The organism is Acinetobacter sp. GN11 (genome assembly GCF_054823985.1).
The window spans coordinates 1-17,974 of sequence record NZ_JRVL01000029.1 but is presented as its reverse complement, the minus strand read 5'-3'; the positions used below and the strand labels follow the sequence as shown (position 1 = coordinate 17,974).

The 17,974-nt window shown below is 38.8% G+C and carries 14 protein-coding genes; 3 read left to right on the top strand and 11 right to left on the bottom strand.

Going from position 1 to position 17,974, the window contains the following annotated elements; all coding sequences use genetic code 11:
* Window positions 1-202 precede the first annotated feature (202 nt).
* Complete coding sequence (tyrS, locus tag NL42_RS03750) at window positions 203-1,435, bottom strand: tyrosine--tRNA ligase (protein ID WP_461311803.1); 1,233 nt, start codon at window positions 1,433-1,435, stop codon at window positions 203-205.
* Between the two features lie 61 nt (window positions 1,436-1,496).
* Between tyrS and NL42_RS03745 the strand changes: the two genes are divergently transcribed.
* Both NL42_RS03745 and NL42_RS03740 read left to right on the top strand, forming a co-directional pair.
* Window positions 1,497-2,624, top strand: a complete 1,128-nt coding sequence (locus NL42_RS03745; RefSeq protein ID WP_446092078.1) for an anhydro-N-acetylmuramic acid kinase — start codon at window positions 1,497-1,499, stop codon at window positions 2,622-2,624.
* Window positions 2,625-2,752: 128 nt separating this feature from the next.
* A complete protein-coding gene (locus tag NL42_RS03740) occupies window positions 2,753-3,595 on the top strand; it encodes an alpha/beta fold hydrolase (protein WP_461311802.1) in 843 nt (280 codons plus the stop codon).
* A gap of 59 nt (window positions 3,596-3,654) precedes the next feature.
* On the opposite strand, the gene erpA is transcribed toward NL42_RS03740, so the two are convergent.
* The 4 genes from erpA to NL42_RS03720 all read right to left on the bottom strand — a co-directional run bounded on the left by erpA (window position 3,655) and on the right by NL42_RS03720 (window position 7,739).
* Complete coding sequence (erpA, locus tag NL42_RS03735) at window positions 3,655-3,990, bottom strand: iron-sulfur cluster insertion protein ErpA (RefSeq protein WP_003656048.1); 336 nt, start codon at window positions 3,988-3,990, stop codon at window positions 3,655-3,657.
* 124 nt (window positions 3,991-4,114) lie between these two features.
* Window positions 4,115-5,119, bottom strand: a complete 1,005-nt coding sequence (locus NL42_RS03730; protein ID WP_016139742.1) for a putative solute-binding protein — start codon at window positions 5,117-5,119, stop codon at window positions 4,115-4,117.
* A gap of 352 nt (window positions 5,120-5,471) precedes the next feature.
* Window positions 5,472-6,479 carry a putative solute-binding protein gene (locus NL42_RS03725; RefSeq protein WP_003656045.1) on the bottom strand — a complete coding sequence of 336 codons (1,008 nt, stop codon included), beginning with the start codon at window positions 6,477-6,479 and terminating at the stop codon, window positions 5,472-5,474.
* A 255-nt stretch (window positions 6,480-6,734) separates the two neighbouring features.
* Window positions 6,735-7,739, bottom strand: a complete 1,005-nt coding sequence (locus NL42_RS03720; RefSeq protein ID WP_461311801.1) for a putative solute-binding protein — start codon at window positions 7,737-7,739, stop codon at window positions 6,735-6,737.
* A 253-nt stretch (window positions 7,740-7,992) separates the two neighbouring features.
* Here NL42_RS03720 and NL42_RS03715 point away from each other — a divergent pair, with 253 nt between their 5' ends.
* Window positions 7,993-9,921 carry an ATP-binding cassette domain-containing protein gene (locus NL42_RS03715; protein ID WP_461311800.1) on the top strand — a complete coding sequence of 643 codons (1,929 nt, stop codon included), beginning with the start codon at window positions 7,993-7,995 and terminating at the stop codon, window positions 9,919-9,921.
* 50 nt (window positions 9,922-9,971) lie between these two features.
* On the opposite strand, the gene NL42_RS03710 is transcribed toward NL42_RS03715, so the two are convergent.
* The 6 genes from NL42_RS03710 to dnaA form a co-directional block, all read right to left on the bottom strand.
* Window positions 9,972-10,898: a TolB-like translocation protein gene (locus NL42_RS03710; protein WP_461311799.1), complete on the bottom strand. Its 927-nt coding sequence runs from the start codon at window positions 10,896-10,898 to the stop codon at window positions 9,972-9,974.
* Window positions 10,899-11,024: 126 nt separating this feature from the next.
* On the bottom strand, window positions 11,025-11,417 hold the full coding sequence (gene cybC / locus NL42_RS03705; protein WP_461311798.1) for a cytochrome b562: 393 nt from the start codon (window positions 11,415-11,417) through the stop codon (window positions 11,025-11,027).
* A 37-nt stretch (window positions 11,418-11,454) separates the two neighbouring features.
* The gene (gyrB, locus tag NL42_RS03700; RefSeq protein ID WP_461311797.1) at window positions 11,455-13,923 is read right to left on the bottom strand and encodes a DNA topoisomerase (ATP-hydrolyzing) subunit B; all 2,469 of its coding nucleotides are present in this window, start codon (window positions 13,921-13,923) and stop codon (window positions 11,455-11,457) included.
* A 52-nt stretch (window positions 13,924-13,975) separates the two neighbouring features.
* On the bottom strand, window positions 13,976-15,058 hold the full coding sequence (gene recF / locus NL42_RS03695; RefSeq protein ID WP_461311796.1) for a DNA replication/repair protein RecF: 1,083 nt from the start codon (window positions 15,056-15,058) through the stop codon (window positions 13,976-13,978).
* Between the two features lie 14 nt (window positions 15,059-15,072).
* Window positions 15,073-16,221, bottom strand: a complete 1,149-nt coding sequence (gene dnaN, locus NL42_RS03690) for a DNA polymerase III subunit beta (RefSeq protein WP_005308370.1) — start codon at window positions 16,219-16,221, stop codon at window positions 15,073-15,075.
* Between the two features lie 97 nt (window positions 16,222-16,318).
* Window positions 16,319-17,725 (bottom strand): chromosomal replication initiator protein DnaA, encoded by a 1,407-nt coding sequence (gene dnaA / locus NL42_RS03685; RefSeq protein WP_446092070.1) that lies wholly within the window; start codon window positions 17,723-17,725, stop codon window positions 16,319-16,321.
* Window positions 17,726-17,974 lie beyond the last annotated feature (249 nt).

The following is a 17,974-nucleotide window of genomic DNA, read 5'->3' as shown; positions in this document are numbered from 1 at the left end:
AGATTCCAAAGATTCCAAAGATTCCAAAGAAATAATAGAGCAAATACTCTACTCTCAAACTATATTTCTATCTTCTTATTTGCTTTGATTACTTTTCATTATTAATCTATAGATTGTTCCACGTGGAACGTTAAATTGCTTTTGTGACCATTGAATAAAAAAAAGCAGGATTACTCCTGCTTTTTATCACCACATAACATTCTTAATCAGTGAACGTTACACGTGCAATTGCTTTTTTACCTGACTGGATAATGAAAGTACCATTTTCTTTTACAGAAAAACCTGCATCGACAGCATTCCAGTCAACTTTTACTGCACCGCGAGCTACCGCATCTTTTGCAGCTGCAGCATTTGGATTTAATCCAGCTACACGTAGAATCGTGGCAATAAAGATTTCTCCACCAAACTCACCACGCGAAATAGTCACCTCTGGGGTGTCTTCTGGTACTTCACCTTCTGTAATAAGGTTGCCAGCACTTTTATGTGCATTAGCGGCAGCTTCTGCATCATGGAAGCGCTCAACTAGCTCAAGTGCAAGAATACGCTTTACTTCTTGTGGATTACGACCAGCAGCAACTTCATCTAATAAAGCTTTGATCTCATCTAGAGATTTAAAGCTGAGTAAATCGAAATAGCGTTCAATTAAAGAATCAGGCATTGATAAAACTTTTTGGTACATTGCCCCTGGTGTATCAAACACACCAATATAGTTAGCTAAAGATTTAGACATTTTATTTACGCCATCTAAACCTTCTAGAATCGGTACAGTGATACACACTTGTGATTCTTGACCATAACGGCTTTGTAAAGTACGACCCATAAGTAAGTTAAAGGTCTGGTCTGTACCACCTAACTCTACATCAGCTTCAAGTGCAATTGAGTCATAACCTTGAACTAAAGGATATAAAAACTCATGGATTGCAATTGGCTGATGGTTGCTATAACGCTTAGTAAAGTCATCACGTTCTAACATGCGAGATACGGTTTGCTGGCTTGCTAGCTGAATAAGGTCAGCAGCAGACTTTTGATTAAACCATTCTGAGTTGAAACGTACTTTTGTTTTATTCGGATCTAATATTTTGAAAACTTGTTCTTGATACGTTTTAGCGTTGGCTTCTACTTGTTCACGTGACAACGGCGGACGAGTTGCGCTTTTACCAGTTGGGTCACCGATCATAGCTGTATAGTCACCAATCAAGAAGGTAACTTCATGGCCCAAATCTTGGAAAGTTTTTAGTTTGTTAATAAGAACCGTATGTCCTAAATGTAAATCTGGTGCTGTAGGGTCGAAACCAGCTTTAATTTTAAGAGGACGATTCTCTTTGAGCTTTTTCAGTAAATCTTCTTCTGAAATAATTTCGTGCGTGCCTCGTTGGATGAGGGCAAGCTGTTCTTCGGCGGGCAAGAAATTTGACATCACAAAACCTAAACACATCAGTTATTCAATTTGTGCGATATACTAACATTTTTTCAGCGTCTTGCAGGGGAAGTTGCATATGAGCGCAATCTATATCGGCGTAATGACTGGCACTAGTATGGATGGTGTGGATATTGTTGCGGCTTCATTTGAGCCACTACAGCTTCATGCCACTCTTACAGTTCCATTTGAACCCGAGTTACGTGATGAGCTTATGTCGTTAACTTTACCTGATGACAATGAAATTGACCGCATGGGTAAAGCTGATGTTGCTCTAGCGAAGATGATTGGTCAGGGCATTAATCATCTAATTGAAAAAAACCAGTTAGATCGTAGTCAAATTAAAGCAATTGGGTCACATGGGCAGACTATTCGTCACCGTCCAGAACATGGGTTTACCCTTCAAATTGGCGATCCAAATATCATTACCGAAATCACTCAGATTCCTGTTGTTTCAGATTTCCGTCGTAGAGATATGGCAGCAGGCGGTCAAGGTGCGCCATTGGTTCCGGCTTTCCATCAAGCACTATTTCAACATCCCAGTATTCATCGTGTGATTTTGAATTTGGGTGGTATTGCTAATGTGAGTATGTTGCCTGCCAATAATGCTGATGGCGTCTTTGGTTTTGATACAGGGCCTGCAAATATTTTGATGGATGCTTGGTGCCATCGCCATACAGGCCATCCCTATGATGAAAATGGCGATTGGGCTGCCTATGGTCATCCTATTCGCTCTTTACTCGACCGTCTCCATGCGCATGAATATTTTTCTAAAGAACCACCTAAAAGTACGGGACGTGAAGACTTTAATCTTGACTGGTTAGATGATCAGTTAATCGATTGGCGAAATGATTTAACTTACGATGAGTTAGAAGATACACCTGAAAACATCCAAGCCACCTTATTAAAACTTACTGTGCGTGCCATTCAAAAAGCGATTTATCGCTCTGAGATGGAAACAGGTGAAGTGTATGTTTGTGGTGGTGGTGCTTATAACTCTTATTTATTAGAGCAATTACGCTGGCGTCTTCGTAAGCACAATTGGTCTGTCCAACCTACAGATGTCTTAGGGCTCTCCCCTACTTGGGTCGAGGCTACAGCATTTGCATGGTTAGCAATGCGTTTTGTAAATGGTTTAAGTGGTAATTTGCCAGCGGTAACAGGTGCGTCGGATTTTAGAATTTTAGGTACAATCACGGCGGTATAAAGCTACACATCGATTTGATTGGTCAGATTCGACCTGATAACACATTTACTGACCCGAAATGCTGTTATTTAAATGAGCATAAAAACTCATGATAAGTGCCAACAAAAATAATTTGGGACATATTATTCATGGATCTGACTAAACGTATTCATCAATACACACGTGGGGCTTGGACATTCGATGTGATTGATTCAGGCCCTATAGATGGTCCACTCGTTGTTTTATTGCATGGTTTTCCAGAAACTGCTCATAGTTGGGAGCAAACCTCCAAGTTATTGCATCAATATCAATTTAGAACGCTTGCGATCCATCAACGTGGTTATAGTTTAAATGCTAGGCCCCAAAGCCGATTTCAATATTCATTGAGTGAACTTGTAGAAGATGTGGCAGGTTTAATTGAGCAGCTTGGCCAGCCAGTTTATTTAATTGGACATGACTGGGGCTCGGCAATCGCTTCGGGTGTTGCAATGAAGTATCCACAATATATTCAACATCTCACTTTAGTTTCTGTACCACATCAAGCTGCTTTTTTAAAAGCCTGCTTAAGCAGCAAACAACTTTTTAAATCTTATTATTTTGCAATTTTTCAGCTGCCTCTTCTTCCTGAATTTTTATTTAAAAAGATACCTAAATTGGGCCGTAAGTTTCTTAAGTCATCAGGCATGACCGAAGAGCAAATTGCGATATTCGAGGCTGAATTTATAGAAGAAAATAGATTAACTACGGCGTTGAATTGGTATCGTGGCTTTTTTTGGGACAAGCCTCAAAATCCTTTTAAAGCAATTGATGTTCCTACTCTTTTTATTTGGGGTAAACATGATATTGCCGTTACAGAAAAAAGTGCCGAGTTAAACGCACATTATTTTAAAAATAGTTATAACGCAGTTTTTATGGATGCTTCGCATTGGATTCCATATCAGAATGCACCTGAACTTGTGCAATATTTTTTAGAATCAGTGCATCATCAATAAACATCTAATCAATAAAAAACCTCTCAAGATAGAGAGGTTTTTAAATTTTAGAATTCTTTTTAAATCGAGAACGAAGAACCACAACCACATGTTGTTGTCGCATTCGGGTTTTGGATAATAAAACGTGACCCTTCAAGACCTTCTACATAATCAACCACTGAGCCAATTAAATATTGATAGCTAAGTGAGTCAACAAGCATTTTTACATCGCCATTTACGAATTCTGCATCATCTTCATTTACGCTTTCAGCAAAGTTAAAGCCATACGAAAACCCTGAACACCCGCCTCCTGTTACATATACACGTAACATGAGATCGTCATTCCCTTCACTATCACGGAGTTGGCGTACCTTATTGGCAGCATTATCTGTCAAAACTAGAGCTTGGGCATTCATGATGATTGTTCCTCGGATTTTGCTGTGCCTTTCAAAATAAAAAAGACCCTATATTGAGTATAGCATAATCAATATAGGGTCTGTCTTCGAACTTTAAAGTGAATCTTGAGTATTTTTATCAAGATTATTTGTAATTTTCTTCCTGTAAACCACATTCGAAGTTTTTAGCATCTTGCTTACAACGGAATTGCCAAAGGAGTTTCATCATACGTTTATCATATACACCACGCTGTGTAAGGTTAATTCGTGACTCACGCATAAGCTTTTGGTAACCCGGTTTATCTGCTGCTGGAACATCCATCCAGTATTTTTGCGGAATATCAGCTTTCATTTTACCCAAGATGGTAAAGGCACGTGGTAACTGACCCGAAACCCATTCTCTAGATTTCTGACCAAAACCAGCTGGGAACTTATCAGGACGGATAATAATATTGCCTGTCACCTGTAAGATCGGATAATTTACAATCGCGCCTTTTGTTCCTAAACCTTTTTGTAGTTCTAAAGGTTTAAAGGCCGCCGCTGGTGCACCAATAATATCAACTTGATGGTTATTAAATTTGGCACCGAAATTGGTTATGTCAGCACTAACAGCCTGCGCCCCTACTTGCTGAACCATAATTTTTTGGGCTTCATCGTAGTCAAGAACCGCAATTTTCTTTCCTGCGGCTTTCGCTACTGTATTGATGCTGCGGTCATTTACTAAAAGATAAGCATCACCAACTGGAATAACACCTACAACCTCATAGCGACCATTAACCATATATTTACTAAAAGTTGGACTCGCTAAACCTTGCATTATTTTTACAGCAAGCTTGAGGTCAGGAATGGCCCCGATCGCGTCTAATGACCCAGTAAATGAGTTAAATTGACGGCCACGCATCCCTGAGACACTAATACCATCACATTTACCCGCTTTAAAATCTTCAGCAATCACGGCTTCATTCTGGTTTACTTTAAGTTCAATATCAGCTCCCCAGTTTTTAGCGGCAAGTTGATAATCCTTCATCAGCGCATAGACATCGCCATTCTTACCAACGAAGTCAAAAACACATACTGTTTGTTTAGCCTGAGCTGCAAAAGAAACTGTGGTAAGTCCCATCGCAAGTAATAGCATTTTGGAAAATTGCATATTCTTTTTCCTTTCCTTGTGGAGTTTTTGTTTTTCGATACCAAGAAATTTCACACCGATCAGGTATGAATCGGATAGGCCTCATATAAAAATCATGATGGAATATTTGTATAGACCCTATTTGCTTTTATGATTTTATTTCCATGAAAAATAGATAGCGATTGACCTATCTATTAGCAATTATTTTAATCACTCAAGTCCTTGATCCATTTTTATACCTTCATGTTTCCTTATGAAGTTTTTATCTAAATTTAGCTTAACGTCTTTCTAACTAACCACAATGGCAGAATTGACAGCACACATAAAACAAAAAGCCTAGAACTAGGTCTAGGCTTTTTGAGAGAAATTAAGATTATTCACCAGGCATTGAACATTCAAAGTTAGCCTTGTCTACAGAACAACGTGCTTTTTTCAATACAGACATCATTCCTGCATCGTAAACACCGCGTTTAGTTAAGTCCATACGACCATCACGCAACATTTTTTGATACTTAAGTTTGTCTTCTGCACTTAAGTTCATTTTGTATTTGCCAGGAATTTGCGCTTCTAAACGGTTGATCATTGCAAAGTTCTTAGGTAACTGTTTAACGAACCAGTCACGAGATTTTTGACCAAAACCAGCTGGGAATTTATCAGAACGTAATACTAGATCGGCTGTAACGTGTAATACAGGGAAGTTCCACATTACACCGTTTGCACCTAAACCTTTATTTAACTCTAATGGTTTGTAAGCATAAGCAGGCGCACCTACCATATCTACCTGACCATTGTTAAATTTCGCAGCAAAGTTTGAAATATCAGAAAGAACCGCTTGAGCACCTACGCGTTGCACCATAATTTTTTGTGCATCGTCATAACCTAACACGGCGAATTTTTTACCCGCAGCTTTTTCAACAGAGTTGATGTTTTTGTCACGTACGAAAATGAATGCTGAACCTAGCGGAGAAATACCAGCAACTTCATATTTTTTACCACCCATATTAGTGGTCATTTTTGCTGCATTACGCGCATCTAATACATAAGTAATTGCACGTTGAGCGATTTGGTTATTTGGAACACCGCCGAGTGAATCGATAGATCCTGCGAATTTGTTATATTGGCGTGCACGCATTGCTGTCATTGCTACAGCATCACATTTGCCTGCTTTAAAATCATTATCAGCAACAGCCTCGTCCTGACGAGGAACTAAGTTAATTTCAGTACCCCAGCCTTTTGCAGCTAGAGCCCATTCTTCCATCATTTTATATGAGTCGCCTGCTTTTCCTAAGAGGTCGAATACACATACGGTACTCGCTGCTTGCGCTGAAGCAGAAAAACCAACAACAGAAGCGGCAGCCATAGCAAGTACGATTTTTTTCATTTTCTTCATCCTTCCACGGAACAGATTTTTTGTTTGAAGTTTCCTTTCAAAGACAGATATTAATCATGTTTTTTAGAAAAAAATAGAGCATTTACTCAATTTTTTTTATTCCTTCAGATCATTGTTTGTCAGACACAAATTATTTATTAGTAGGAAAAATAGCTGATTTTACGTAAGTTATTTTTTATATTCACAATTTTCATACCCATATTCAGTTTTGAAATATATGTAGCGTTTTTGTGTTTAAAAAATAAACTACTCTCCATTAAGCGTACATTCAAAATTTATCCGTTCGACTGTACAGCGAGCACGCTTCAGTACACTCATCATTGTTGCATCGTACACACCCTGTTTTGTTAAACTGATGCGACCATCACGTAAAATTTTTTGATATTTAGTTTTATCTTCGGTTGAAAAATTCATTTTAATTTTTGATGGCACACCCATTTCTAGCCGTTTTATCATGGCAAAGTTCTGAGGTAGTTTTTGTATAAACCAATCACGCGACTTTATTCCAAAATCGACTGGAAATTTGTCATTTCTCGCAATTAAATCACCAGTGACATTCACGACAGGAAAAGTAAACATAGCCCCTTTCGTTCCAATTCCTTTGCCAATCTCTAAGGGTTTATAAGCATACGCTGGCGCAGCAATTGCATCGACTTGACCACTATTAAACTTTTTCACAAAATCGGTAATTTCAGAAGGAATGGGTTTTGCACCAACACTTTCAACCATAATTTTCTGTGCTGTGTCATATTGCAAAATAGCAAATTTAGTCCCACGTACTTTTTCAATTGAATTAAGGGTTTTATCTCTTACAAATAAATATGCCAATCCAATCTGGACAATACCAACGACCTCGTAATTTGTTCCATTTTGTATAGTCACCATGCGATTTTTATTACGCTTATCTAAAACGTAGCTAATCGCTTTTTGCGCAATAGCATTACTGGTTACCCCACCAATCGCATCGATAGAACCCGCAAATTTATTGTAATCTCGTGCTCGCATGGAGGTCATATAAGCAGCATCACATTTGCCTTCACGCAGTTTACGGTCAACCAAACCTTCATCTTGAAATGGAATTAAAGTGATATCAGCTTGCCACTCTTTCGCTGCAAGCGCCCACTCTTCCATCAATTTATAGGATTCCCCTGACTTTCCTAATAAATCAAATACACACACATTTTGTCCCGCATGTGCTGTTCCCATAGCACAGTAAAATACTGCACTAACAATCCCCAATCTTTTTTTCATTTGACTTTCCTTAGTCTAGTTTTATTAGTAGCTCATTAATCAACCAAACTTTAAACTGTTTTTATTTTAGTCATATTTTTTTAAATGTGTTCTATCTTATTCAATATTTTGAAAATTTCGGATGAATAGCGAAATCCAGCCTATCTTAATACATGCAATTATTGACTGTGACTCACTAAAATCCGGAATGTTTTGTTTTCATCAGCAGTTGTCTTTAAAATACAGCATCCCTAACTCACCTCGATACAATAAGATGATTCAATTTGACCAAGTTTCTTTACGCCGCGGTGGACGTATTTTATTTCAAAAAGCGTCTATGCAATTACACCCAGGTTGGAAGATTGGTCTAACTGGTGTAAATGGGGCCGGTAAATCGACGTTATTTGCTGCATTACTTGGGAGTTTAGGTGCCGATGAAGGTTCACTTACTCGTCCTTCAGGCTGGACTGTCGCGCATATGGCGCAAGAAATAAAAGCCCTAGATATGCCTGCAATTGATTTTGTTCTTTCAGGTGATGAAGAATTTTGGGATATTCAAAATAAGCTTGCTCAACCAGATCAACTGAGTGACTTTGAATTGGCTAAATTGCATGGCCGATTTGATGAAATTCATGGTTATTCAGCACCATCTAAAGCTGCTCAACTCATGGCTGGTCTTGGTTTTCTAGAAAATCAATTACGTTTGAACGTTGAGAGTTTCTCTGGTGGATGGCGAATGCGCTTAAATTTGGCGCGTACCCTCATGAGCCGTTCAGATTTATTATTACTAGATGAACCAACAAACCACTTAGACTTAGACGCAATCTTGTGGTTAGAAGATTGGCTTAAAGTCTATGAAGGTACACTCATTCTCATTTCGCATGACCGCGACTTTTTAGATGCAATTACAGATCATATTCTTCATATTGAAAATCAAGAACTCACGCTTTACACCGGGAACTACTCTACATTTGAAACCACACGTAGTGAACGTCTTTCACAACAACAACAAGCTTTTGAAAAACAGGAAGAAACGCGCGCTCACCTACAAAAATTTATTGATCGTTTTAAAGCAAAAGCGACGAAAGCTCGTCAGGCACAAAGTCGTATTAAACAACTTGAACGTATGCAGCAACTTGCACCCGCTCATGTAGATACGCCGTTTACTTTTAGTTTCCGTGAACCGACCAAAATGAGTTCTCCTTTGCTGACTTTAGACAATGCCAGCATTGGTTATGGTGATAAAAAAATTGCCGAAAAAATCAGATTACAAATTACACCAACCTCACGTATTGGTTTACTTGGTATGAACGGCGCGGGTAAATCGACCTTAATTAAGAGCTTAGTAGGTGATTTACCGCTCTTAGCAGGCGAACGTAAGGCGTCAGAGTTACTTAATATTGGCTACTTTGCCCAGCACCAAATGGATGCTTTAGATGGCCATGCTACTCCAATGTTACAGCTTGCTCGTTTAGCAGATAAAAAAATTAGTGAAGCGACCCTCCGTTCGTTCTTAGGTAGTTTTGGCTTTAGTGGTGAACGCATGGATACACCATGTGAAACCTTTTCTGGTGGAGAGCGCGCTCGTTTAGCCCTCGCCCTCATTGTATGGCAGCGTCCAAATGTTTTAATTCTAGATGAACCGACGAACCATTTAGATCTTGATATGCGTCATGCATTAAGCATGGCATTACAAGACTTTGAAGGTGCTGTCGTATTGGTTTCCCACGAACGTCAACTCATTGCAAGTGTTTGTGACGAGCTTCTTTTGGTACACGGCGGTAAATCTACCGAGTTTGAAGGTGATTTACAGGATTATGCAAAATGGCTACGTGAAGCACGTCAGCAACTCATCAATGCTCAGAATGCTGTAGGGCAAAATACTTCTTCCTCTACTGCTGCTACCCCTTCTAAAGTTGATAAAGAAGCGCAGCGTAAAGAAGCAGCTCGCCGTCGTGAACAAACTCGACCTATTCGTAAAAATATCGAAAAAGTTGAGTCTCAAATTGAGAAGCTTCAACCACAGCTTGTCAAAATTGAAGAGTCTTTAGCAGATACATCTTTATATGATGCAGCACGTAAGGATGATCTACTCAAGCTTATGAATGAACAGACTGAGCTGAAGGCTAAACTTGAGCAATATGAAGAGCAGCTTTTAGAACTTATGATGGAATTGGAAGAAATGGAAACTTCTTTTGAATAATCTATTTTCCAAAATAAAAAAGCCGATTTCTTAATCGGCTTTTTTATTAATTAATAAGGGGTATAAAAAGCCCCTAATTCATTTAAATTGGTATTTACAGCTAAAGGCCAAACATTGCTTGATAGACTATCCGCGATATATAAATCATAACCGCCTCGACTTCCTGTTTGCCCTGCAAGAGATACCACCATATACCGCTGATCTAAAGGTGCCGGATCTGATGTATTTACGTCTGTACTATTAAAAGGCAAACGAGTGGTTTTTTTATTAGCCATATCATAAAGATAGATCTGATCATGAGCATTTGTTGAACTATACCAGCGTACATATAAAAACTGGCTTCCCTGCCACCATACTGGATAATATGAGGCAATATTGGTTAGCTGTGTATCATATGCACCCGACTGATCAATACTAAAAATTCTAGAATTACTACTTGCACCTTTGGCATATAAGATTTGCGTAGTATTGACCATGGGATAAGGCATTGACTCTTCGATATCCCAACCATTTTGAGTGACAGAAGTAATCGTGCGATCAGTCATTTTAACGATTTTTAAATCGCCATTTTGTTTAAAAATAATACGCTGGTTATCTATAAATTTAGGATCTTCATCCCGCTTGTTATTCCCTTGAGTTAAATTGATTGGTAATTCCGTGCTCCCAACTCTCCAAGCATAAACATCCCATGCATCGCCAAAATGCTGTCCAGAATTAACCCCCATAAAAGTGAGCCATTTTCCATCTGGAGAAAAATGACCATTCATCATGTGGTCAATTTTCCAGTTTGTGCCCAGTAATGTGGTTTGCTGCGTTGTGAAATTATAAAGATAAAGCTTACTGTCCCATGCGTCATAATCACTATAACGATGAAATACTAATTTTCCGTAAAAAGTGGGTGCTGTGGCAGCATGCAGTTGAAATAAGCAATTAAAAAATAAGATTACAATGTATAAAAGTTTTTGTGTGTTTTTCAAAATTATATTCTCTTGTAATAAATGAGTATCCAAGAGAATAGCAGTTTACAAATTTATTTTTCTTAGAAAAAAAAAGGCTTTGTCTAAAATTAAACAAAGCCTTTTATTAACTCATCATAAAAAAGATTATCTAAATTTTTTATGATTTTCATTTCGAATTTTGACTAAATTCATTGCTTCAGTTTTTGCTTGATCTAACTGTCCATGCTCAACCAATGCAGTTACTTTATCAATTTCTGCAACAAGCTGATCTAAACCAGCTTGGTACTCTTTTACCTGTACATTTCCTGAAGGTAAACCTTCGAGTTTATGCGGCAAATATTGCTTAGAAGAAACTGCTGCTTGACGCATTACAACAAGCTGTTGTTTCGCATTAGCAGCATCTTTCGCTTCAGCAAATGCTTTCGTACTCTTAGCTAAAGTTTTCATATTCGTTTCTAAATCAGCCGCCCAAACAGCAGAGCTTCCTAAAAAAACACATGAGATTAACAAGCTAGCTAACAATTTCTGACCCATCATCTTCTCTCCTTAGACTGATTTAGAATCGTGTTATGAATTAAGCATCAATATCAGCATTTAAAGCATTCTCTTCAATGAATGCACGACGTGGTTCAACATCATCACCCATTAAGCAAGAGAACATACGGTCTGCTTCGATCGCATCGTCAATAGTTACCTGCAACATATGACGGTTTTCAGGGTCCATTGTCGTTTCCCAAAGCTGTTCAGCGTTCATCTCACCAAGACCTTTATAGCGCTGGATCATCATACCGCGGCGCGAATCTTGCAAAATGTGTTGCCAAACTTGATGGAAGTTAGCCACTTGAATACGGCGATCACCTTTTTGTAAATAAGCGCCATCTTCAAGCAAACTGAACCAACTCTTTGAGTTTTTCAGCAAACGAGCATACTCAGCTGAGTTCAATAAACCTGCATCAAGCAAATATGCATGTGGAAGGTTATGAACATATACCGTAATACGCGGCCAATAATGCGCAGATTTTTCACCCTGAGCATTTTCACGTTCAAATGACTCTAGTGTAATCTCTGGACGTAAACTTGGCTGTAATCTTGTAATGATCTCTTTTACCTGATCAGCCCATTGTTGTACATAAGCCTGATCATGATTTTGATCGCTCTTGAATGCATCCACTTCAAGTAAAGCATCTAGTAAACTAGCTGGATAACGTAACGTTAAGCGCTGTAAGCTCTTTTGCGAAACTTGATAATCCTGAATGACTTTAGCAAGTGCTTCACCTGTAATTGATGGTGCTTCAGCATTAGTATGCAAAGATAGCTCATCAATCGCATTTGAAATTAAATAATTTTCCAATGCATCATTATCTTTGATGTATTGTTCTTGCTTGCCTTTTTTCAATTTGTATAAAGGTGGCTGTGCAATATAAATATACCCACGCTCAACCAATTCTGGCATTTGACGGAAGAAGAACGTTAACAACAAAGTTCGAATGTGCGAACCGTCAACGTCGGCATCGGTCATGATAATGATTTTATGATAGCGTAGCTTATCAGGATTATATTCTTCACGGCCAATACCACAGCCAAGAGCAGTAATTAAAGTACCCACTTCCTGACTAGAAATCATTTTGTCAAAGCGTGCGCGTTCAACGTTTAGGATTTTACCTTTCAACGGCAAAATAGCCTGCATTTTACGGTTACGACCTTGCTTGGCACTACCACCAGCAGAATCACCCTCGACAAGATATAATTCAGAAAGTGCTGGATCTTTTTCCTGACAATCAGCCAATTTACCTGGTAAACCAGCAATATCAAGTGCGCTCTTACGACGTGTCATTTCACGCGCTTTACGTGCAGCATCACGCGCACGTGCAGCATCAATAATCTTACCGGCAATTGACTTTGCAGCTTGTGGGTTTTCAAGTAAGTAAGCAGAGAACTCTTTGTTCATTGCTTGCTCAACAGCAGGCTTTACTTCACTCGATACCAGTTTTTCTTTGGTTTGAGATGAGAACTTAGGATCAGGCACTTTTACCGAAATAATAGCGGTTAAACCTTCACGTGCATCGTCGCCTGTTACATTGACTTTTTCTTTCTTGAGAATATTTTCATTTTCAAGATATTGGTTTAAACCACGCGTCAAAGCTGCACGGAAACCAGCTAAATGGCTACCGCCATCTTTTTGAGGAATGTTATTAGTAAAACAACGAACGTTTTCTTGATAACTTTCATTCCACTGTAAGGCTACTTCTACACCAATACCGCTATCTGTATCCGCAGTAAAATGGAAAATCTCATTGAGATGAGTTTTACCTTCGTTAATGTATTTTACAAACTCAGATAATCCACCTTCGTAGTCATATACATGTTCAAAGTTAATACGTTCATCGCGTAATACAATACGCACGCCAGCATTTAAGAATGAAAGCTCACGTAAACGACGCGCTAGAATTTCCACGTTAAAAATGGTTTGGGTAAATGTTAATTCACTTGGCCAAAAACGTACGGTTGTACCACTCTTATCCGTTTCACCAATCACACGTAATGGGTATTGCGGATCACCGTGTTGATATTCTTGCTCATGCACTTGACCCGCACGAGAAATCATTAAATGTAATTTACTCGAAAGGGCATTTACTACAGAAACACCTACGCCGTGTAAACCACCTGAAACCTTATAGCTGTTGTCATCAAACTTACCGCCTGCGTGCAGAATGGTAAGAATTACTTCCGCTGCAGAAACACCTTCTTCAGGGTGAATATCGGTTGGAATACCACGGCCATTATCGGAAACGCTTACTGATTCATCTTCATGAATAGTGACAATAATTTCATCACAATGCCCAGCTAAAGCTTCATCAATCGCGTTATCGACTACCTCGAATACCATATGGTGTAAACCGGTACCGTCGTCTGTATCCCCAATATACATACCCGGACGTTTACGAACTGCATCTAATCCACGTAATACTTTAATACTAGAGGAATCATAAGCCTTTTCATTGGTTTGTTCTGTTTGAGAGGCTGATTGAGACTCTGAACTCATGGTTTCTCCCTAGCAAATATAGGTTTATTCAAAGATGGGTAACATCAAAAAATTATGGTGAAGCAAGACTAACTTGACCGGATTCAACATTGAATAATTGATATGAAATAGACAAATCATGTAAATGTTTTTTTACCGATGCATGATCTAAAGTTGTCATAAAAACCTGGCTACCAAGTTGGCTTAATCGTTCAATTAAACGTTGTTGTGCGGTTAAGTCTAATTCTGCTGTCAGATCATCTAATAATACCACAGTTTCCTTATTACTCGCATGCAACATTGCAATTTGTGACAGTTTTAAGGCAATAATCAGTAGTTTTTTCTGACCTCTTGATAAAACCACATCAGCATGTCCGTAAGGGGTTTTTAAGCGCAAATCTGCTCGATGTGGGCCATATTCGGTATACCGTCGGTCAATGTCTTTTTGGTGTTGATTGAGCAGGTCTTGCATGAGTCCCTGCTCTGTATGAAAACCTGGACTATACTCCAGTTCAATTTCAAGATCAGGGAGTAATTGACTCAAATCATTTTGAAAAAAGACATTCCATTGTTCCACAATTCCCAAGCGCTGAGAGTGCAAAATTTCACCATAATCACTCAGCATTTTGTTCCAAGGCTCCAGATCAGCCAACGACAAATTCCGCGTAGTTTTAAGTAACGTATTTCGCTGTTTTAATGCGCGCGAATAGTATTGCCAAGCAAAATAAAACTCAGGTTCCACGTGGAACATCAGCCAATCCAAAAGTTGGCGTCGTGGTTTTGCCCCATGGTCAATAATGTCTGTACTTTGTGGATCAAGATGCTGCAAAGGAAGTAATTTAGCAAGTTGGCCTTGGGTAGCCACAGTATCGCCATTGACCTTCATCAACTGCTCACCAGATGCTAACTTTTGCATGCCAATTTTCTCAGTACTAGACTGTGCAAAGACAATCGCGTCTTCGGCAGCATACTGAATATAATTTTTAGGAATATGAGTGCGGAACGATCGCCCTGTTGCAAGCAAATGAATTGCTTCCAGAATTGAGGTTTTTCCTGAACCATTAGCGCCATAAAATATATTAAACGGTTGCAACCCTTGGAGTGCAACCGTTTTTAAATTACGCACGCGTTCAATGTTTAAGCGCGTAAGATGCATATTCGATAGCCAGACTATACACGCATCGGCATAACTACATAAGTTTGATCAGTATGTGCTGGGTCTTGAACCAAAACAGACTGATTCGCCTCACTCATGCTCATATTTACGTCATCACCATCAAGCACACCCAATACTTCAAGTAAATATTGCGCATTAAATGACATTTCGAGCGGTACATTTTGATATTGAATAGCTAAATCTTCAATAGCCTCATCTTGCTCAGGGTTATTCGCACGAAGCTGTAAAGAATCCTGATTAAAATTCAAGAAAACGCCACGTAATTTTTCATTACTCAAAATTGCGACACGCTGTAATGATTGTTTAAATACATCATGGCTAATTAATACATGTTTATCGCCACCACGTGGAATTACACGACGATAATCAGGGAATTTTCCATCAATCAATTTTGTCGTAAAACGAACAGTAATATCACCCTGTTCTTTGTCACGACTTGGCGTATTGATGGTTACATTTAACAATTCACGACCAATCAACAATGTTAATTGTTCATCTTCAATACTCAGCAAACGCTGTAATTCACCCACAGCTTTACGAGGTACAATAGCCTGAACCAATTGAGATGACGTAGAAGAAGCCGTAATTTCACAAAGTGCTAAGCGGTGACCATCTGTTGTTACTGCACGCAATTGATTTTCATCAATTTCCAATAAAGTACCCGTTAAATAGAAACGTACATCTTGTACAGCCATCGCAAAAGCAGTTTTTTCAAATAAACGCTTTAACTCACGTTGGGTAACTTGTACTTGAGTACCTTGACTATTTTCAGTCGTCAATAATGGATAATCTTCTGCTGGCAAAGTCCCTAATACGAAACGGCTATTACCAGACTTTAAAATACATCTTTGATCTTCAGTAATTTGTAAATCAATTAATGCTGCTGTAGGCAATGATTTACAAATTTCCATTAATTTACGGGCAGGGACTGTGGTTTCCCCTGCTTCAAGGCATGCCCCTTCTGTTAAAACAGTGCTCGCAACTAGTTCGACTTCTAGATCAGAACCAGTAATGGTGAGCGCCTGAGCATTAGTCTGAATTTTGACGTTTGAAAGAATATTCAATGTATGACGACGTTCTACCGCACCGACAACATGCGATAAAACATTGAGTAAACTTTCTTTAGCGATTTTCAAACGCACGATTCATTCCTCTAGCAACTTGGAGCAAATATTTCATTTTTTAGCTGTGTACTATGCTGCACTTACGTAGACTTTGCAACAAGGTCTTATTATTTCATTAACTCTGAAGTAGACGCAGTAGATTTTTATAATCTTCGTCAAAAATTGGATCTTCTCCGCGCAGACTGGTTACTTTTTCACATGCATGCATGACAGTACTGTGGTCGCGTCCACCAAAAGCCATTCCAATTTCTGGAAAACTATCACCAGTCAATTCACGAGCAAGACCCATTGCTAACTGACGTGGTCGAGCATAAATTCGCGTACGTTTGGGCCCTACTAATTCTTTTAATGGAATACGGAAATATTCACTCACCACGCGTTGGATATTTTCTACACTAATTGTTCGTGCACGGATCGCCAACACATCTTTTAAAGACTCACGAACGACATCAAGGTCGATTGGCGCGCCTTTAAAACGAGAAATTGCAACGACTTTATTAAGCGCACCTTCAAGTTCACGCACGTTAGCAACAACTTGTTGTGCAATAAATAATGCACAATTTCGAGGTAAATCAACGCCGCTATTTTCTGCTTTCTTTAATAAAATTTCGATACGAGTTTCAATATCTGGTGGCTCAACACCTACTGAAAGTCCCCAAGAAAAACGAGAAACTAAACGTGGATCTAACTCTGTTAATTCTTTTGGATAACGGTCTGAAGTTAAAATAATTTGTTTAGATTCATCAAGTAAGGCATTAAATGTATAGAAGAATTCAACTAGACTCGCTTCTTTACCTGCTAAGAGATGAATATCATCGACCAACAATAAATCTAAAGAACGACAGTTTTTCTTAAACTCTTCTACTTTGCCTTTTTGTAAAGAACTCACAAAATCCTGAACAAAACTCTCAGAAGTCATATACATCACGCGGGCATTGGGTTTAGCTTGTAATAAAGCATTACCAACTGCCTGCATTAAATGTGTCTTACCAAGCCCTGTAGGTCCATATAAAAACAAAGGGTTATGCTGTGAAGCACCTAATTGAGTTAATACTTTTCTACATGTTTCAGCAGCCATTTGGTTCGAACGGCCTTCAACAAATAAAGAAAAAGTAAACTGAGGATTAAGCAGCTTCTTTTTCGATGTTTTCGGATTAACCACACTATTCGTATGAGGACTAGAAACAGACTCTGGTTCTTTTTTTACTTTAATACTTTGTGGTGGTGCAGTTTGCAAAGCAGCCGTAGTGGTCGCAGGTTGTTCACTCGACGACAAAATACTCCCAGGACGAGAATCAACTAAAATCTCAACTTGACGGACACGCCCTTCTGATAACTGCTCAGCCAATATAGAAATTAATTCTAAATGATTCTCTTGAATGTAACGCGTCCAATAAGGGTTAGGAGCATAGAGTCGTAGTATTCCTTCTACTTCTTCAGCAACTAATGGGCGAATCCACATCGCAAAGACGTTATCAGAGAGCTCTTGTCGCAAGCGAGTTAAGCAGTCTGTCCAAAGCATGTGTATCCCCTATTTCTGCGTTTTTAAATTCAAACAATCGAAAGATTAACCCTTCCTGATGAGAAGGGGTCGCCATTCTAACCAAGTTATCCACATCTGTCATGACGAATTCGAGTGATTTTGCCTAAAAAGGAATCTCTTGTGAATAAATTTAAATTCAAAACCACTTGTGTATAACTTTTTGCACAACCTGTGGATAAATTACCACATAAACTTATCCACAATCCATAAATATAATAGAAACAGAGT